This is a genomic window from Bacillus sp. FSL P4-0334 (genome assembly GCF_038004825.1).
Lineage (GTDB): Bacteria > Bacillota > Bacilli > Bacillales > Bacillaceae > Bacillus > Bacillus velezensis.
On record NZ_JBBORX010000001.1, the window covers coordinates 1,336,514 to 1,355,394 of the forward strand.

Annotated in this window: 18 protein-coding genes; 13 read left to right on the plus strand and 5 right to left on the minus strand. The window is 47.0% G+C overall.

Annotated features, from left to right (window positions below):
* Positions 1 to 208 precede the first annotated feature (208 nt).
* Both amyE and NSQ37_RS06945 read left to right on the plus strand, forming a co-directional pair.
* Positions 209 to 2,188, plus strand: a complete 1,980-nt coding sequence (gene amyE / locus NSQ37_RS06940) for an alpha-amylase (RefSeq protein WP_341123446.1) — start codon at positions 209 to 211, stop codon at positions 2,186 to 2,188.
* Between the two features lie 270 nt (positions 2,189 to 2,458).
* Positions 2,459 to 3,412: an L-lactate dehydrogenase gene (locus NSQ37_RS06945; RefSeq protein WP_011996292.1), complete on the plus strand. Its 954-nt coding sequence runs from the start codon at positions 2,459 to 2,461 to the stop codon at positions 3,410 to 3,412.
* A 41-nt stretch (positions 3,413 to 3,453) separates the two neighbouring features.
* Here NSQ37_RS06945 and NSQ37_RS06950 read toward each other — a convergent pair whose 3' ends face one another.
* The gene (locus tag NSQ37_RS06950) at positions 3,454 to 4,986 is read right to left on the minus strand and encodes an MDR family MFS transporter (protein ID WP_015239110.1); all 1,533 of its coding nucleotides are present in this window, start codon (positions 4,984 to 4,986) and stop codon (positions 3,454 to 3,456) included.
* 113 nt (positions 4,987 to 5,099) lie between these two features.
* Here NSQ37_RS06950 and NSQ37_RS06955 point away from each other — a divergent pair, with 113 nt between their 5' ends.
* The 3 genes from NSQ37_RS06955 to NSQ37_RS06965 all read left to right on the plus strand — a co-directional run bounded on the left by NSQ37_RS06955 (position 5,100) and on the right by NSQ37_RS06965 (position 7,083).
* Positions 5,100 to 5,561, plus strand: a complete 462-nt coding sequence (locus tag NSQ37_RS06955) for a MarR family transcriptional regulator (RefSeq protein ID WP_151280404.1) — start codon at positions 5,100 to 5,102, stop codon at positions 5,559 to 5,561.
* Positions 5,562 to 5,624: 63 nt separating this feature from the next.
* Positions 5,625 to 6,254 carry a LysE family translocator gene (locus tag NSQ37_RS06960; protein ID WP_341123448.1) on the plus strand — a complete coding sequence of 210 codons (630 nt, stop codon included), beginning with the start codon at positions 5,625 to 5,627 and terminating at the stop codon, positions 6,252 to 6,254.
* A 67-nt stretch (positions 6,255 to 6,321) separates the two neighbouring features.
* The gene (locus NSQ37_RS06965; protein WP_341123450.1) at positions 6,322 to 7,083 is read left to right on the plus strand and encodes a YqcI/YcgG family protein; all 762 of its coding nucleotides are present in this window, start codon (positions 6,322 to 6,324) and stop codon (positions 7,081 to 7,083) included.
* A gap of 1 nt (position 7,084) precedes the next feature.
* Here the strand turns inward: NSQ37_RS06965 and NSQ37_RS06970 are convergent, their stop codons facing one another.
* A complete protein-coding gene (locus tag NSQ37_RS06970; protein WP_341123451.1) occupies positions 7,085 to 8,413 on the minus strand; it encodes an amino acid permease in 1,329 nt (442 codons plus the stop codon).
* A 124-nt stretch (positions 8,414 to 8,537) separates the two neighbouring features.
* Here NSQ37_RS06970 and NSQ37_RS06975 point away from each other — a divergent pair, with 124 nt between their 5' ends.
* Both NSQ37_RS06975 and nadE read left to right on the plus strand, forming a co-directional pair.
* Positions 8,538 to 9,134: a DUF1989 domain-containing protein gene (locus NSQ37_RS06975; protein WP_011996295.1), complete on the plus strand. Its 597-nt coding sequence runs from the start codon at positions 8,538 to 8,540 to the stop codon at positions 9,132 to 9,134.
* 134 nt (positions 9,135 to 9,268) lie between these two features.
* Positions 9,269 to 10,087, plus strand: a complete 819-nt coding sequence (gene nadE / locus NSQ37_RS06980; protein WP_007409061.1) for an ammonia-dependent NAD(+) synthetase — start codon at positions 9,269 to 9,271, stop codon at positions 10,085 to 10,087.
* A 50-nt stretch (positions 10,088 to 10,137) separates the two neighbouring features.
* On the opposite strand, the gene NSQ37_RS06985 is transcribed toward nadE, so the two are convergent.
* The 3 genes from NSQ37_RS06985 to NSQ37_RS06995 all read right to left on the minus strand — a co-directional run bounded on the left by NSQ37_RS06985 (position 10,138) and on the right by NSQ37_RS06995 (position 12,024).
* Entirely contained in the window at positions 10,138 to 10,422 is a 285-nt protein-coding gene (locus tag NSQ37_RS06985) for an antimicrobial peptide LCI (protein WP_011996297.1), read from the minus strand.
* Between the two features lie 165 nt (positions 10,423 to 10,587).
* Positions 10,588 to 11,181 carry a tunicamycin resistance ATP-binding TmrB gene (tmrB, locus tag NSQ37_RS06990; RefSeq protein ID WP_326364966.1) on the minus strand — a complete coding sequence of 198 codons (594 nt, stop codon included), beginning with the start codon at positions 11,179 to 11,181 and terminating at the stop codon, positions 10,588 to 10,590.
* A 54-nt stretch (positions 11,182 to 11,235) separates the two neighbouring features.
* Positions 11,236 to 12,024, minus strand: coding sequence for a sugar phosphate isomerase/epimerase family protein (locus NSQ37_RS06995; protein ID WP_326364951.1), 789 nt, complete (start codon positions 12,022 to 12,024; stop codon positions 11,236 to 11,238).
* Positions 12,025 to 12,243: 219 nt separating this feature from the next.
* On the opposite strand from NSQ37_RS06995, the gene NSQ37_RS07000 reads away from it, so the two are divergent.
* The 6 genes from NSQ37_RS07000 to pruA all read left to right on the plus strand — a co-directional run bounded on the left by NSQ37_RS07000 (position 12,244) and on the right by pruA (position 18,852).
* Positions 12,244 to 13,554: an MFS transporter gene (locus tag NSQ37_RS07000; RefSeq protein ID WP_326364950.1), complete on the plus strand. Its 1,311-nt coding sequence runs from the start codon at positions 12,244 to 12,246 to the stop codon at positions 13,552 to 13,554.
* A 125-nt stretch (positions 13,555 to 13,679) separates the two neighbouring features.
* On the plus strand, positions 13,680 to 14,240 hold the full coding sequence (locus tag NSQ37_RS07005; RefSeq protein ID WP_038456909.1) for a shikimate kinase: 561 nt from the start codon (positions 13,680 to 13,682) through the stop codon (positions 14,238 to 14,240).
* 140 nt (positions 14,241 to 14,380) lie between these two features.
* Positions 14,381 to 15,337, plus strand: coding sequence for a cephalosporin C deacetylase (cah, locus tag NSQ37_RS07010; RefSeq protein WP_038456910.1), 957 nt, complete (start codon positions 14,381 to 14,383; stop codon positions 15,335 to 15,337).
* Between the two features lie 65 nt (positions 15,338 to 15,402).
* Positions 15,403 to 16,188: a nucleotidyltransferase domain-containing protein gene (locus tag NSQ37_RS07015; RefSeq protein ID WP_011996301.1), complete on the plus strand. Its 786-nt coding sequence runs from the start codon at positions 15,403 to 15,405 to the stop codon at positions 16,186 to 16,188.
* Positions 16,189 to 16,375: 187 nt separating this feature from the next.
* Positions 16,376 to 17,287, plus strand: a complete 912-nt coding sequence (locus NSQ37_RS07020) for a proline dehydrogenase family protein (protein WP_087920787.1) — start codon at positions 16,376 to 16,378, stop codon at positions 17,285 to 17,287.
* Between the two features lie 17 nt (positions 17,288 to 17,304).
* Positions 17,305 to 18,852, plus strand: a complete 1,548-nt coding sequence (pruA, locus tag NSQ37_RS07025) for an L-glutamate gamma-semialdehyde dehydrogenase (RefSeq protein ID WP_011996302.1) — start codon at positions 17,305 to 17,307, stop codon at positions 18,850 to 18,852.
* Positions 18,853 to 18,881: the final 29 nt, after the last annotated feature.

An 18,881-nucleotide genomic window follows, 5' to 3' on the forward strand; every position in this document is an offset into this window, starting at 1 on the left:
TGAAAGCGGGAAGTCTTTTTAATTGATAGGAATATAGATTTGAATTCACTCTGTCACGTTGCTTTGATAGAGAGTGTGTGATAAGTTGAAATGTAAGCGTTAACAGAATTCTCCAGTCTTCACAACAGTTGAAAGGAGCTGAAGAAAGAGTAAGAGGAATTTTTGACTCCGCAGTCAGTCTTCAAAAATCAAATAAGGAGTGTCAAAAATGTTTGAAAAACGATTCAAAACCTCTTTACTGCCGTTATTCGCCGGATTTTTATTGCTGTTTTATTTGGTTTTGTCAGGCCCGGCGGCTGCAAACGCTGAAACTGCAAACAAATCGAATAAGGTGACCGCGTCATCGGTCAAAAACGGGACCATCCTTCATACATGGAATTGGTCGTTCAATACGTTAACACAAAATATGAAAGATATTCGTGATGCGGGCTATGCAGCCATTCAGACGTCTCCGATTAACCAAGTAAAGGAAGGGAACCAAGGAGATAAAAGCATGAGGAACTGGTACTGGCTGTATCAGCCGACATCGTACCAAATCGGCAACCGTTACTTAGGCACTGAACAAGAATTTAAGGACATGTGTGCAGCCGCGGAAAAATATGGCGTAAAAGTCATTGTCGATGCGGTTATCAATCATACTACCAGCGATTATGGCGCGATTTCTGACGAGATTAAGCGTATTCCAAACTGGACCCATGGAAACACACAAATTAAAAATTGGTCGGATCGATGGGACGTCACTCAAAATTCATTGCTTGGGCTGTATGATTGGAATACACAGAATACTGAGGTGCAGGCATATCTGAAACGTTTCTTGGAAAGAGCATTGAATGACGGAGCAGACGGGTTCCGCTATGATGCCGCCAAGCATATAGAGCTTCCGGATGATGGGAATTACGGCAGCCAATTTTGGCCGAATATCGCAAATACATCAGCGGAGTTCCAATACGGAGAAATCCTGCAAGACAGCGCGTCCAGAGATACAGCTTATGCGAATTATATGAATGTGACGGCTTCTAACTACGGGCATTCCATCAGATCCGCTTTAAAGAACCGTAATCTGAGTGTGTCGAATATCTCCCATTATGCATCTGACGTGTCTGCGGACAAGTTAGTCACATGGGTGGAATCACATGATACGTATGCCAATGATGATGAAGAGTCCACATGGATGAGTGAGGACGATATTCGTTTAGGCTGGGCAGTGATTGGTTCCCGCTCAGGAAGCACGCCTCTTTTCTTTTCCAGACCTGAGGGCGGAGGAAATGGTGTAAGATTTCCCGGAAAAAGTCAAATAGGAGATCGCGGGAGCGCCTTATTTAAAGATCAGGCGATCACTGCGGTCAATACATTTCACAATGTAATGGCCGGGCAGCCCGAGGAACTCTCGAATCCGAATGGGAACAACCAAATCTTTATGAATCAGCGCGGCTCAAAAGGCGTTGTGCTGGCAAATGCGGGATCGTCTTCTGTCACCATCAATACTTCAGCGAAATTACCTGACGGCAGGTATGATAATAGGGCCGGCGCCGGTTCATTTCAAGTAGCGAACGGCAAACTGACAGGTACGATCAATGCCAGATCGGCGGCTGTTCTTTATCCTGATGATATTGGAAATGCGCCTCATGTCTTTCTTGAGAATTACCAAACGGGGGCAGTCCATTCTTTCAATGATCAGCTGACGGTCACCCTGCGTGCAAATGCGAAAACAACAAAAGCCGTTTACCAAATCAATAATGGGCAGCAGACAGCATTTAAGGATGGAGACCGACTAACGATCGGGAAAGGAGATCCAATCGGCACGACTTACAACATCAAATTAACCGGAACGAACGGCGAGGGTGCAGCGAGAACCCAAGAATACAAGTTTGTTAAAAAAGACCCGTCCCAAACCAACATCATTGGCTATCAAAATCCGGACCATTGGGGCCAGGTAAATGCTTATATTTACAAACATGATGGAGGCAGGGCCATAGAATTAACCGGATCGTGGCCGGGGAAAGCCATGACTAAGAATGCAGATGGAATGTACACGCTGACGCTGCCTGAGAATGCGGATACGGCCAACGCCAAAGTGATTTTTAACAATGGCAGCGCCCAAGTGCCCGGACAGAACCAGCCCGGCTTTGATTATGTGCAGAATGGTTTGTATAACAACTCCGGTTTAAACGGTTATCTTTCGCATTAATGGATAGGGCCATCATCACATCATCGTGCCGGCAAACCCTCGCTTCTGGGAAAGGAACAGCGCGTTTTCAATCACGCTGAAAATGTGACAACATCCTAAAACGGTTCCGTTTTAGGATGTTGTCAACAATCCGGAAACCATCACCGATATTTTTTTGTCCAAAAATCAAACTTTTCTCTTGCAAAAGTTTGTGAAGTGTTGCACAATATAAATGTGAAACACTTCACAAGATAAAAACAGACACCACGAAACACTGGAGGATGAGCATACATGATGAACGAACGAGTGAACAAAGTAGCATTAATCGGAGCAGGTTTTGTTGGAAGCAGTTATGCATTTGCGTTAATTAACCAAGGGATCACAGATGAGCTTGTGATCATTGATGTAAATAGAGAAAAAGCCATGGGAGATGTCATGGATTTAAATCACGGAAAGGCATTTGCGCCTCATCCGGTCAAAACGTCTTACGGCACATATGAGGATTGCAAGGATGCCGATATCGTGTGCATCTGTGCAGGGGCCAATCAAAAACCGGGCGAAACGAGACTTGAGCTGGTCGAAAAAAATCTCGCCATTTTTAAAAGCATTGTCGGTGAAGTAATGGCAAGCGGATTTGACGGCATCTTCCTCGTTGCCACAAACCCGGTCGACATTCTCACTTATGCGACATGGACATTCAGCGGGCTGCCGAAAGAACGCGTCATCGGCAGCGGCACGACACTGGATTCTGCGCGATTCCGTTATATGCTGAGTGAATACTTCGGAGCCGCTCCGCAAAACGTACACGCCCACATTATCGGCGAGCACGGCGATACCGAGCTTCCTGTATGGAGTCACGCCAATATCGGCGGAGTGCCGGTGCAGCAATTGCTGGAGAAACATGCAGCTTACAAGCAGGACGAGCTGGATCAGATCGTTGACGATGTGAAAAACGCGGCCTACCATATTATCGAGAAAAAAGGCGCGACATATTACGGAGTGGCGATGAGCCTCGCCCGCATCACAAAAGCGATTTTGCGTAATGAAAACAGCATTTTAACCGTCAGCACATATCTGGACGGCCAATACGGTGTAAACGACGTCTTTATCGGCGTTCCGGCCGTCGTCAATCGGAACGGCATTGCAGGTGTGACGGAACTTGAGCTGAATGAAACAGAACAGGCTCAATTCAGCCGCAGCGCAAACGTGCTGAAAGATATTCTCGCTCCGCATTTCGCAGAGTAAACAAAAAAGCAGTACATGACAAACGCCATGTACTGCTTTTTTTAATTCGCTTTTTTCGCCATTTCCTGAGAGGTTTTTACTCTCGCTTTTCCCATAAACAAAATGGTAACGGCCGCAATGACGATCGGCGCCAGCGCAAGCGTAAATACATATGTGATGCTTTGCGACATGGCGTCAATAATGCGATCCAGAATGTGCGGCGGAATATGAGCGCGCGTGCCGGCCTGGAAAATCTCCTGCGGATTTCCGATGTTCTGCATCGCGCCGCCCGCTCCTTTCATGCCGCTGAATGAATCTGTGAGCTTGTTGGTAAACACATTCGTCTGGATGGTTCCGAAAATCGTCACACCGAGCGTCATACCGAATGATCTCAAAAACGAGTTTGTTGAGTTGGCGCTTCCGCGGTAACGCGGCTCCAGATCGTTCATGGACGCAGCCGGCAGCAGTGAGAAGTTGAAGCCGACGCCGAATCCGGAGATCAGCATGAATACCGTCAGCATCGTACGCGCCGTATCCGGTGTCATATTGGAAAGCAGCAGCATTCCGATAAAGAAAGCGACCACGGAAATCAGCATTAAAGTGCGGAACCGCACTTTTGTCTGGAAAATTCCGCCGATCATACTTCCGATAACAGAACCGATCATCATCGGCGTCAAAATAAAGCCGGCGCTTGTCGCGGTGCTTCCGTACACAGCCTGAACGAAGATCGGGATAAACACCGCTAAAATGACGAACGTGGCTCCGTAAAGGAACGCCAGAATCTGTGCCGTAGCAAATAAACGGTTTTTAAACATCCAAAATGAGATAATCGGTTCTTCCGCTTTTCTTTCCACAATAAAAAAGGCGATAAAGAACACGGCGAACACAGCGAACAGACCGATGATCTGCACGGAGTTCCAATCATACGTTTTTCCGCCGAGCTCAAGAGCGAACATCAGACCGACAATGGAAACCACCAGCGTGATTGCGCCGGCCCAGTCGATTTTCTGTTTCTTGTGTTCAAGAGATTCTTTATAATAACGAAGAATGAAAAACAATGATAAAATACCGATCGGCACGTTGATGTAAAACACCCAGTGCCAGCTGATGGAGTCGGTAATGAGCGCGCCTAAAAGCGGCCCGAGAACGCTGGACAGGCCGAAAACGGCACCGAACATGCCCGACATTTTTCCGCGTTTTTCCGGCGGAAATAAATCAAAAATGATCGTGAAGGCGATCGGCATCAGCGCGCCTCCGCCGATTCCCTGAATGACGCGGTAAATAATGAGCTGATCCATTGTTTGGGCGATTCCGCATAACGCGGATCCGATTAAGAAAAGAATAAGACCGAATAAAAAGAAACGTTTGCGTCCGTACATATCGGACAGTTTTCCGTAAATCGGCATACCGGCCATAACGGCTACCATGTATGATGCCGTCACCCACGCGAACTTATCGAAACTTCCGAGGTCCGCCACGATATTTCCCATCGCAGTGGCAACGATTGTATTATCCATAGCCGACATTAAAATGCCCAGCAAAAGACCGATGACGACAAACTTCGTCGAGGCGTCCTTCGCGGCTGTTTGTTCCATGCTTTTTCCTCCCATACTTACTTTTGATCATTAAATTTGCTATGATCATATTAGATTTGCCGAAAATTATCTTGATCGTCAAGATAAATTGATTTTATAGGGAGGCCTGTCAGTTGTCAACAAGAAATACCAGAAGCGAGACGGAGGAAACCGCGATACAGTTATTCCGAAAGATGGCCACAAGGACGATCCTTTTTCATCAGGCGGCCGCTCAATCTCTCGATCTGTTTCCGACCGATTTAAAATCAGCTGATATCTTAAATGAAGCAGGCCCGATGACCGCAGGCGAGCTTGGGAAAAAAACCGGTCTCAGCACAGGTTCGGTAACGGCGCTCATTGACCGGCTCGAAAAAGCGGGATATGTCATGAGGAAAAAAGACCCCGAAGACAAACGTCGGGTGATTATCGTGCCGCTGACAGCCGGAAAAGCGAATGTGAAGCAATTGTTCAGCTCCTTATCCCAGTCCACGATCAGCCTTTGCCGGCAATATAAAGAAGAAGAACTGCGGCTGATATTCGATTTTTTAGGAAAAGCGACGGACATGATGGAAGACGAGCTTGAGAAATTAAAATAATATATCATAGCACGGCCCATTCATGAATAACTTGTACAAGTTGCATGAATGAGGGGGAAGCCAATGAACATCTTTTTAAGCTACATCGTTCTCGGGCTGTCATTGTCAGCACCTGTCGGACCGGTCAATGCGGCGCAAATTGACAAAGGCATCAAAAACGGCTTTTGGCATGCATGGATTTTCGGTCTTGGCGCCATGGCCGCGGACGGGCTGTATATGATTCTGATCTATTTCGGGCTGTCTCAATTTTTGACCGCTCCTTTTGTAAAAACGTTTTTGTGGCTCTTCGGTTTTTTCGTGCTGACCTATACGGGAGTCGAAACGTTAAAAAATATAAGGGAAGCCATGAATGTCAGAAGCGAAAAAGGAAAACCGGCTTTTTACAAAACATTCGGCGCGGGATTTTTTATTTCTCTTTCCAATCCGCTGAGCATTTTATTCTGGCTCGGCATATACGGGAGCATTCTCGCAAAAACCGCTGAATCCTTCGATGCGAACCAGCTTTTGATTTACAGCTCCGGCATTCTCCTTGGCATTTTGATCTGGGATTTCTGCATGGCGATCGCCGCGAGCACTTTCAGAAATCTTCTTCATGAAACAGCGCTTCGCTGGCTGACGGGAGCGGCGGGTGTGTCTTTGATCGTTTTCGGATTTTATTTCGGCTGGCAGGCGATTCAAATGCTCTTCTTATAAATAGAAGGACTGTCACCCATCGCCTGTCTCCATCATAACGTATCCTGACGATACTGGAGGTGGGCCGATGGCAAGCGAGCTGTACACAAAAAGTTGCCTTGAGGAAAAGTTATTGGATCTGCCAAATTGGCAGAGAGTCGCTTTTGAGCTTCTATCAGAAAAAGTAGGCGATAAAGCGGACGCGTTTCCGTGCATTCCCGGACGGCAGGGATTTTTGACAGATCAGCTCCGGATATCTTTTGCGGGTGATCCCCGCGAAGAGGGAACCCCGGAGGAAGTGGGGATGCTGCTGTCCGAGTACGGAAAGATCTCAAGGAATACCGGAAAATACGCGTCGCTGCTTGTGATTTTTGATACGCCTGAGGATTTAGCTGAGCATTATTCCGTTGATGCGTATGAAGAGCTGTTCTGGTCTTTTTTAAACCGGCTGAGCGGCTGCGACCCGAAAGACTGGCCGGAAGACATACCGGAAGACCCTGAACATTATAAATGGGAGTTCTGCTTTGACGGCGAGCCGTATTTTATTCTGTGCGCGACGCCTGCACATGAAGCGAGACAAAGCAGAAGCTTTCCGTTTTTTATGCTGGCGTTTCAGCCGAGATGGGTTTTCGAAGGATTAAACGATTCAACCGCGTTCGGACGAAACATGAGCCGGCTGATCAGAAAACGTTTAGAGGCATATGACGAAGCCCCTCTTCATCCCCGATTGGGGTGGTACGGAGGAAAAGACAATTTAGAATGGAAGCAATATTTCCTCCGTGATGATGAGACGGAAGTGTCAAAGTGTCCCTTTTCTTATTTAAAGAGGCTGTTTAAACCGACGAAATAAGCTATGATCCGGCAGGGCTGTGTCCCTGCTTTTTTTGTACGATCCATGTCACGATCGCAATGACGGCGAGAAAACAAAGGCTGACCAGAAAACCGGGCCGGCTCGATTTCTCAAACAGCGTCCCGGAGACGGCCGCGACAATCAGCACAAGGGCGATAAAAATCTGTGCGGTTCCCATCTTTGTCGGTTCGAGCAGTTTCTTGCCCGAGAACAAAATGAACAGCCACGTATAAAGAAGCATGAGGCCCGCCGCGGTTGTCATGTGTTCATATATATTTTTCGGCAGCACCAATGACAGGATGATGGAGACGATGAGTCCGGCAAATGTTAATCCGAGCGCAGGCCAGCAGATTTTTTTGTTTTCCTTTAATCTGAAGCATTTCGGCGCATCTCCGTCATCTGCCATCGTACAAAGCAATGTCGTCACGGCAAACAGCGAGGCGACGAGCGTGGAAAATCCCGCAATAATAAAAATCCCGTTAAAAATATCAAGAATGATATCTAAATGAAAACCCTTCAGCGATGTAATAAACGGGCTGTCCTGTTCGGTGAATTTGCCCAGCGGCACTAACAGCAGCGCCAGGCCGAGAGAAATGACGTAAATCACCGCAAGAACGGCAAGCATCAGCCGGCCTGATTTTGAGGCTTCCTCCGGCTTTTTCAAATGCACGGTCATCAGCCCCAAGACTTCAATTCCTCCGAAGGCGTAAAACGCATAAATCAATCCGGTCCATAACCCCATCGCTCCGTGCGGGAACAAATCCTTTGATTCGTTCGGCACCTGCACATCCGGTTTATGAGAAAATATACCGCACAGCGCCAATATGGCGATCACGATAAACATAAAAATCGCCGCTGTCTTGACAACAGCGAGCACATTTTCCGTTTTTTGAAAAACGGACAGCCCCGTAAATATAATCAAAAGACCGAGCACCGCATAGATGGAGGCGAAAATCCACAGCGGCACATTCGGAAACCAATGCTTCGTAAAAAGCGAGATCGCTGTCAGCTGGCTTCCCGTGATCAGCATCTCGGACGACCAGTACACCCATCCGTTGCTGAAACCGGCCCAAGTGCCGAAAGCCTTTCTCGCATAAGCGCAAAAAGACCCCTTTTCGGGCTGTTTAGCCGAAAGCTTCGCGAGCTGCTCAAAGACAAAATAGGTGCCAAGCCCGGCAATCAGAAATGAGATCAGCGCGGAATATCCGCTTTTGACAATAGCGATGCTGGACCCGAGAAAAAATCCCGTCCCGATTGTGCAGCCGACGCCGATTAAGGAGAGCTGCCACCAAGCGAGATTCCCTTTAGGCTGGTCCTGTGATTTACCCATGAAGTTCAACCCCTTTATCAAAGCTTAGATTGCGGCCGTCAGAAGGGGAATATACATCCAATAAATTGCTTTACATGAAACAAACGGCCGAAGTTCATAATAGAAGAAAAAAAGGAGCAGTCTGATGACACAGCAATTTATTGTACCGCCGAAAAAAGGGCTCGGCCTGAAGGTTCACAAAGGGCAGATTATAAAAGTAGTCGATGTGGAAGGGCAGCAGGTGGCTGATTTTACGGCGTATCATGCCAAGGACTTTTATGAACATCTTGATCAGGGCGCGACGATTGATGCCAACCAGTCCATTCATGTAAAAACGGGTGATCATATTTATTCGAATTTATACAAGCCGATGCTGACGCTGATTGAGGATACAGTCGGCAAGCATGACCTGCTGCTTCCCGCCTGCCGTCCGGATATGAACAGGCTTTTATACGGAAAGCATAAAGACGAGCTCCAGGATACGTGCTATGACAATATGAGCGGGGCGCTTGAACCGTTCGGGGTGCCGCGGCCGCATATGCATTACCCATTTGCCATCTTTATGAACACGGTGCTCGATGAGAAGGGGAACTTATCAGTCGAAACGCCTCTTTCTGACGCGGGTGATTATGTACGGCTCCGTGCGGAAATGGATCTCGTCGTCGCGTTTTCATCCTGTCCGATTGAAAAAGGAAAATGCAACGGAGACAGCATCACGGCGCTGCGGGTGGAAATCAGCTGATCCCGGTGTATTTGATTCACTTAAAATCTGCACCTGTGCTATATTTAACAGAGAGTCGTACATAGTGGCATGATTCATTTTCAGCATGAACGGGAAATGGATCATAAAGAAACAATGCAGGAGGAGTGATTGGGATGAGCATCCAGAAACAAATTATGAATGATCTCCATGTAAAGCCCTCAATTGATCCGAAACAAGAAATTGAGGACAGAGTGAACTTTCTGAAACAATATTTGAAAAAAACAGGTGCCAAAGGCTTTGTGCTCGGCATCAGCGGGGGGCAGGATTCCACGCTTGCGGGACGCCTCGCCCAATTGGCGGCTGAGAGCATCAGAGAAGAAGGCGGAAATGCGGAATTTATCGCCGTCCGCCTTCCGCACGGCACACAGCAGGATGAGGATGACGCCCAATTGGCGCTCAAATTCATTAAACCTGATAAATCATGGACATTTGATATTAAGTCCGCTGTCAGCGCGTTCGCTGATCAGTATAAAAAAGACACGGGCGATCAGCTGTCTGACTTTAACAAAGGAAATGTAAAGGCCAGAATGAGAATGATCGCTCAATATGCCATCGGCGGACAAGAGGGGCTGCTTGTCATCGGAACCGACCATGCGGCCGAGGCGGTGACCGGTTTCTTCACGAAATACGGTGACGGCGGAGCTGATCTGCTGCCGCTGACCGGATTAACGAAACGCCAGGGCAGACGTTTATTAGAAGAGCTCGGCGCGCCGGAACGCCTGTATTTGAAATTACCGACGGCCGATCTGCTTGATGAAAAACCGCAGCAGACTGATGAGACCGAACTCGGCATCACATACAATGACATTGATGATTATTTAGAAGGCAAGGACGTTTCTTCCGAAGTGATTGAGGCGCTGGAAAAACGCTATCTCAGTACGGAGCATAAGCGCCAGGTGCCGGCATCAATGTTTGATGATTGGTGGAAATAGAATGAAAAAAACCTCCCTTTTGAAAGGGAGGTTTTTTGTTTATCTCATTTTTATTTATCTACACTTTCATAAATCCCTACCCAATACCCTTTGCTGCTGTCATAGTATTTGCTTTTGAAAATCCACGTTGTTCCATCTAAAACGAAAGAAGCAGCGAAGTTGCCGTTAGGGCTTTGAACGAGTTTGATGGCATTAATGCCGGCATCTGCTTTCGTTGAGATTGGGCTATTTTCCGCGGATGCGGATGCTGTTGGTGATGCGGCAAAGGCAGGAGCGGCAGACATCAGTAAGGCAAGAGACAGCGCAGAACCGGTTAACACTTTTTTGAATTTCATTTCGAGCACTCCCTTTTCAAATGAAATGTGTTACAGTGTTAATAATTAGATGATTATCCATAAAATTCCTTCTGTATTTCTAAAATTTTTTTCTTAACCTTCAGAGGGGCTTTTTATTTATTGATCCATTTGCATGGATCAGGGACATGTTTTCAAAACGTTTTTTTATTTGATACGGATATGATTCAGCTTCACCATCAATCTGTCGTTGAATCTTCGAAGGCTGCCTCTCAAATCAGGCTCAAGAGGCAGATTTGCTTGGGCAGCGATCGTTTCTGCGACCTGCTGAATAGACATTTGGTCTGTATGGAGATGTTCTGTGAAGAGGCTATCAGACAGGCTGTTGATGCAGCGGTCGATTTGTTTTGCGGCCCAGGAGTTTTTTCCTTCCGCTCTGGTGCGCAGGCGTTTCAGCAATGTTTCCTTTGAAGCCAGCAGGGTAAAGTGGTGAATGGTCCGGCCATCCTGTCTCAGCCTGCTGATAATGTCATGGAAGTATTGATCGTTCGTAATGGCCATGGGCACAATGATGATGCCCTGATATGTATCTGACAAATAGGAAAGCATGCTGTAATTGAATTCCCGCCACAGAGGGTAGCTTTGAAAGTCATCTTCAGCGATATCCGGCGGTATCATCGAACGCATCGCAAACCCCATCTTTTCAGGATCATATATGTAAGACGGTTTCAGTCTTCTGTGCAGTTCAAACGCTGTTTGTGTTTTTCCGGAACCGAAAGCCCCATTTATCCAAATGATCATCATGATATCCCCCTTTTTCTATATGATACAAAAAAAGACCCTTCGATCGAAGAGTCAGCGGGAAAAAACAGACGTATATTCGCGGAGCGATTCCTTTATATGCGTAAAGGCATGTTCCCCAAAATACTCAAGAGAAACAAAACCGTCATATTGTCTGTTCATCAGCTCTTTTAAAAATGCTTTTTGATCGAGATCTCCTTGAAAAATCGGAGTTGGCTTGCTGAGATACCAGTTGTCAAAATTCCAGTGATAGTTTTTCAGATGAATGTGGCTGACGGTATGATACAGTTTTTCCAAAGCGGACATTTGGTCAACGTGATTGACGTGTAGGTTGGAGCCGTCAAAAATGGTGCGGACCCGCGGATGTCCGACATCCTCCAAAAATGCCAGCGCCGCCTCCGGTGTATCCGCGTACGTATCGTAATGAATCTCAAGCCCGATATCGACTTCATAGTCATCTGCGAGCCGTGCCGCCTGCTGAAATTGATCAACCGCACGTTGCCACTTTTCCGGTGACGTCCGGTGCGAAGGAAGATTGCCGGCAAAGACTCTGATCAAGGGACTGTGCAGCTGTCGTGCCGCGCTTAATGCCCTTTGAACATCCTTTAACGCCTGCCTTTCATCCTGAGTGGCGAAGTCAGTGTACAAACTGACGGCAGGCACCCCGATGCCTACCTCCTGAAGCTGCTGATAAAGCCTGTCGAGCGGGCCGATTTCCTCTATATATTGTTTACCGTGTCCGTACCACAGTTCGATTCCCTCAAAGGAGTGCTCCTTCGCGAAAGAAATGATGTCAAAAATATGCTTTTTCTTAAATCCTGTTGTGCAAAAACTCAGTTTCATCGGTAATCCTCCCGTAACTGTCTATCATATGTGTACTTTTTCCCCGGGTGCGATACGGATAAACAGGTGAAAAGGGCAGACACTTTTTTATAAGCGGGGTGTGTCTGCATCAGGTCAGTGCGGCACACAAATTGTTTAACGCTTTTTTGCGTCAAAGTATTAAATAATTAACCGAAGTGTTGTACAATTAATTTCATTCGAGTAAGGGGGGAGAAGCCATTGAAAAAAGAAACGGAGCTGAGGGCCTTCAGTCCCGTCCGCAATAAACCGACTCGCGCTCGTTATGTGATATTGGTTCTTTTGTTTTTTATCACTGCGATTAATTATATAGACCGAGCCAGTGTATCTATTGTCGGCCCATCCATTCAACATTCGCTGAACCTAAGCCCCGCGCTTTTGGGCATCGTTTTTTCTGCGTTCAGCTGGACCTATACGGGGATGCAGATTCCAGGCGGGCTCATTTTGGATAAATTCGGGTCAAAACGGACATACGGAATTTCTTTATTTGTGTGGTCGGTTTTTACCGGAGTACAAGCTTTTGCGACAAGTTTCGGGTTTCTATTCGGCTGCCGCCTGCTCATCGGCATAGCTGAATCGCCGGCGTTTCCGGCAAACAACCGGATTGTCACGACATGGTTTCCAAGGCGGGAACGCGCCTTTGCGACGGGTGTTTATACGGCGGGGGAATATGTCGGGCTGGCGTTCGCCACACCGGTTTTATTCTGGGTGTTAACGGCATTTGACTGGCGCGCCGTATTTATTTCCTCAGGGGTGCTCGGAATTGTTTTCTCCATTTTCTGGTTTAAAATGTATCACGAGCCGAACGGGTATCGGAAAGTGAATCGTGAGGAGCTTGATTATATTAAAGAAGGCGGCGGACTGACTGAGGTGTCTGATTCAGCCGGCAGGATATCGTGGGCGGATTTCGTCCAGCTTCTAAAATACCGCAAGCTTGTCGGATTGTATATCGGCCAATTCGCCGTAGCCTCCACGCTGTTCTTCTTTTTGACATGGTTTCCGACTTATCTGGCGGAGGCAAAGCACATGGCTTTCTTAAAAGTCGGCTTCGCCGCATCAATTCCGTATATCGCCGCCTTTTTCGGCGTATTGTTCGGCGGGTATTGGTCTGACGGCATGATGAAACGGGGGGTGTCGGTGAACGTTGCCCGGAAAACGCCCGTCATCCTCGGTCTTCTGCTGACAGGCTCCATCGTGCTTGCGAATGTTACGGATTCTGCTCCCGCGGTTTTGACGATCTTATCCATTGCTTCTTTTGCGCAGGGCATGTCCAACATATCCTGGACGATGCTGAGTGAGGTCGCGCCAAGCGAAACAATCGGATTGGCAGGGGGCGTCTTTAGCTTTTTCGCCAATATGGCCGGTATTATCACCCCGCTTATCATCGGGTTTATCGTTTCTGCGACCGGTTCTTATAACGGAGCGATTCTGTTTGTCGGCGCTGTCGCATTTATCGGGGCATTTTCTTATATTTTCATTGTCGGAAAGGTGGAACGCATTAAGCTCCGATAGAAAGAAAAACTCATCTCTTCTTATAAAGGATGGGTTTTCTTTCATTGCATTATCTCTATATTTCAATATTGAGTTATCATATAATAAACATAACTTTTTCATTTCTTAGGAGGATTTCGCCGAAGATGAACGCAAAACGTGCCATTCCCGTAAGAGAAAGAAATATCGTACTGATCGGATTCATGGGTGTCGGAAAGACAACAATCGGCCAGCTGGTCGCTAAGAAACTATACAGAGACTTTATTGATATTGATTTGCAGATTGAGAAAGATTTCAATATGTCCATCCCTGAAATGTTTGAGCAGAAGGGTGAAGCCTTTTTCCGTCAGACCGAAAAGGATTATATATTAGATATTTGCCGTAATACGAAATTCAAGATCGTGTCGCTTGGGGGCGGTTCGTTTAAACAAGAGGAAATCAGACAGTGCTGCCTTGAAAACTGTCTCGTGCTCCATCTTGATTTATCATGGGAGAATTGGAAGCAGCGGGCTGATCTGCTGATTGAAAGCCGTCCCGTTCTGCATAACCGTTCCATGGATGAAATGCAGCAGCTCTTTAACGAGCGCCAAAGCATCTATGATAAACATAATTCAAAAGTGGCGACGGATAATCTGGAACCAGAAGAAATCGCCGATTATATCGTAGAAACGTTAAAAATCGGCTGGGACCTGTATCAGCCGATGTAAAAAGAGCCGTGACGCTGTGAGCGCACGGCTTTTTTGTTTTTAAACAAACGTTTATTAAAATGTTTAGAAAATGAGTGTAAAATCGTGTTAAGATAGAGTCAGAAAATTAAATCTTATAAAACAAAGGAGAATAATCGGATATGCAATTATACGACTTGCCGCTCGACCAACTGCAAACCTATAAACCAAATAAAACCGCTCCTCATGACTTTTCGGATTTTTGGGCATCATCATTACATGAGCTTGCAAAGGAAGAGGCAAAGCCTGAATTGACGGCTGAAAGCTACCCGGCTGACGGCGTGAAAGTATTCCGGCTGACATACCGAAGCTTCGGCAAGGCGGAAATTGAGGGATGGTACGCCATTCCCGACCGGCAAGGACCGCATCCGGCCATCGTGAAATATCACGGCTATAATGCGAGCTATGACGGGGATATACATGACATCGTAAATTGGGCGCTTCACGGATATGCCGCGTTCGGCATGCTTGTCCGCGGCCAGCACAGCAGCACAGATACAAGCGTCTCACCGCACGGACACGTTCCCGGCTGGATGACGAAAGGGATTTTAGATAAAGATACATATTATTACCGCGGCGTGTACTTAGACGCCGTCCGGGCTTTGGAAGTCATCAGCGGCTTTGATGAAGTTGATGAAACGAGGATCGCCGTCATCGGCGGGAGCCAGGGAGGCGGACTTTCAATCGCCGCGGCGGCACTATCTGACATTCCGAGAGCGGTTGCGGCCGATTATCCTTATTTAAGCAATTTTGAGCGGGCCATTGATGTCGCTCTTGATGAGCCGTATCTTGAGATTAACTCCTTTTTCAGAAAGAACGGCAGCCCTGAAACGGAGAAGGCCGCGATGAATACACTGGCCTATTTTGATATCATGAATCTGGCGGACCGCGTAAAAGTTCCGGTGCTCATGTCCATCGGGCTGATTGACCGTGTGACCCCGCCGTCGACGGTATTTGCCGCGTACAATCATCTGGAAACGGAAAAAGAATTGAAGGTTTACCGGTATTTCGGACATGAATACATACCTTCTTTCCATACGGAAAAGCTGGCCTTTCTGAAAGCGCATCTGAAAGGCTGACGACAGCGAAAAGCCCAAGTACTTGGGCTTTTTTCAGGAATGATCACGGAAAAGGACGGATACAGATGAAACAAAGGATCATCGAAGAATTAAAACGAATTGAAGCACAGCACGGCGTCAAGGTGCTTTACGCCGTAGAATCAGGGAGCCGCGCATGGGGGTTTCCGTCAAGCGACAGCGACTACGATGTGCGGTTTCTCTATGTGCCGAAAAAAGAATGGTACTTTTCGATCGAACCGCATAGGGATGTCATAGAAGAGCCGATTCATGACATGCTTGACATCAGCGGCTGGGAACTGAGAAAAGCGCTTAGGCTTTTTAAAAAATCAAATCCGCCTCTTTTGGAATGGCTCTCTTCTGAGATGATCTATTATGAAGCTTTCTCAGCGGCTGAAAAGCTTCGAAAACTGAAAATCCGCGCCTTTTCGCCTGAAGCCGGCATCTATCATTATCTCAATATGGCAAAACGGAATGAAAAAACGGAATTGCGGGGCAGTGAAGTAAAGATTAAAAAGTATTTTTATGTTCTGCGTCCTCTCCTTGCCTGCAGATGGATTGAAACGTTCGGCTCCGTACCGCCGATGTCATTTCCCGTACTGGCCGATGCCTTATTGACGGATGAAGCGCTCATTTCTGAAATCAATACACTGCTTACAAGGAAAAAAAGCGGTCAGGAGCTGGCTCCGGAACCCAGAAATACGATCATTCATGCATTTATAGAAGAAGAAATAGAACGCATCGGGCACTATGTCAAAACGATCAAAACGCCGAAACCTGACATAACGGAGGAACTGAATCGGCTATTGATTCAGACCGTCGAAGAGGCGTGGGGGGAAAAAGGCGGAAATTGACGATTGCCGTCATTTCCGTCCGCCTTTTTTCGGCATAATCCGCCTGCTATCTAAGAAGCTGATTGTGGTAAAACCACAAAAATTTATCAGAATCTTTGTATTTTTAGAATATTGTGAGAGGATGTTTTGTCCATTTACAATAGACTCATACAAATACTTCTTAGATTGCGGGGTGTTAAGGTTGGAAGTGATTACAAGAGATTTTTTCTTATTTTTATCCAAGAGCAGCTTTCTCAATAAGATGGCGCGAAGCTGGGGAAGCCGTGTGGCAGCCGGCAAAATCATCGGAGGAATGGATTTCCGCAGTTCTATCCCGACAATCCGACATTTGAACAGCCAGGGGCTGTCAGTTACTGTCGATCATTTGGGGGAATTTGTCAACAGCGGTGATGTCGCGAAAGAACGCACCGAGGAGTGCATGCAGACCATCGCCTTAATCGCTGATGAACAGCTGAATTCCCAAGTGTCATTAAAAATGACGTCTTTAGGTCTTGATATAGATCTCGATCTCGTCTATGAAAATATGACGAAAATCCTCCAGACGGCTGAAAAACATAAAGTCATGGTGACGATTGACATGGAAGATGAAACGAGATGCCAGAAAACGCTGGATATCTTTAAAGACTTCCGGAGCCGGTATGAATATGTAAGCACCGTGGTGCAGGCCTATCTGTACAGAACGGAGAAGGATCTTGACGACCTCAGCCCGCTGAATCCGTTTCTGCGGCTTGTCAAAGGGGCCTATAAAGAATCGGAAAAGGTGGCCTATCCTGAAAAAAGCGACGTCGATGAAAATTATAAAAGACTCATCCGCAAACAGCTTTTAAAAGGACATTATACGGCAGTTGCCACGCATGATGACAAAATGATCGAGTTTACAAAACAGCTTGCCAAAGAGCACGGCATTCCAAACGACCGTTTTGAGTTTCAGATGCTGTACGGCATGCGCTCGCAAACCCAGCTCAGCCTGGTGGAAGAAGGATACCGCATGAGAGTCTACCTGCCTTACGGGGATGACTGGTACGGCTATTTCATGAGACGGCTCGCCGAACGCCCCTCAAACATCGCATTCGCCTTTAAAGGGATGACTAAGAAGTAAAAAAGGGAGAGATGACAATGACTACACCTTATAAACACGAACCATTCACGAATTTCCAAGATCAATCGAACGTTGAAGAATTTAAGAAAGCGCTTGCGACGGTAAATGAGTATCTGGGAAAAGATTATCCGCTCGTCATCAACGGTGAAAAGGTAGAGACGGAAGCGAAAATCGTTTCAATCAATCCGGCTGATAAAGAAGAAGTCGTCGGAAAAGTGTCAAAGGCGTCCCAGGAGCACGCTGAGCAAGCGATTGAAGCTGCTGCGAAAGCGTTCGAAGAGTGGAGATACACATCCCCTGAAGAAAGAGCGGCCGTTTTGTTCCGCGCAGCTGCCAAAGTCCGCCGCAGAAAGCACGAATTCTCCGCCCTGCTCGTCAAGGAAGCGGGAAAACCTTGGAACGAAGCTGATGCAGATACGGCTGAAGCGATTGACTTCATGGAGTATTATGCACGCCAAATGATCGAACTGGCAAAAGGCAAACCGGTCAACAGCCGTGAGGGCGAGAAAAACCAATATGTGTACACGCCGACTGGAGTGACAGTTGTTATTCCGCCGTGGAACTTCTTGTTTGCGATCATGGCAGGAACAACAGTGGCGCCGATCGTTACTGGAAACACAGTGGTTCTAAAACCTGCGAGTGCTACACCTGTTATTGCAGCAAAATTTGTTGAGGTGCTTGAAGAGTCCGGATTGCCAAAAGGCGTAGTCAACTTTGTGCCGGGAAGCGGAGCAGAAGTAGGCGATTATCTTGTTGACCATCCGAAAACAAGCCTTATCACATTTACAGGATCACGTGAAGTCGGTACGAGAATTTTCGAACGCGCGGCGAAAGTGCAGCCGGGCCAACAGCATCTGAAACGCGTCATTGCAGAAATGGGCGGTAAAGATACGGTTGTCGTTGACGAAGATGCGGACATTGAATTGGCGGCTCAATCCATCTTTACATCAGCATTCGGCTTCGCGGGACAAAAATGTTCTGCAGGTTCACGTGCAGTTGTCCATGAAAAAGTGTATGATCAAGTATTAGAGCGTGTCATTGAAATTACGGAATCAAAAGTAACTGCTAAACCTGACAGTGCAGATGTTTATATGGGGCCTGTCATCGACCAAGGTTCTTACGACAAGATCATGAGCTACATTGAAATCGGAAAAGAAGAAGGCCGTTTAGTAAGCGGCGGCACCGGAGATGATTCAAAAGGCTACTTTATCAAGCCGACGATCTTCGCTGATCTTGATCCGAAAGCAAGACTCATGCAGGAAGAAATTTTCGGGCCTGTCGTGGCGTTTTCTAAAGTGTCAAACTTTGATGAAGCTTTAGAAGTGGCCAACAATACTGAATATGGTTTGACAGGCGCGGTCATTACAAATAACCGCAAACATATTGAACGGGCGAAACAGGAATTCCATGTCGGCAACCTGTACTTCAACCGCAATTGTACGGGAGCGATTGTCGGCTACCATCCGTTCGGAGGCTTCAAAATGTCCGGCACTGATTCAAAAGCGGGCGGCCCGGATTATTTGGCCCTCCACATGCAGGCGAAAACAATCAGTGAAATGTTTTAAGAGGGACTGAATGGGCATCCTCCTCGCGG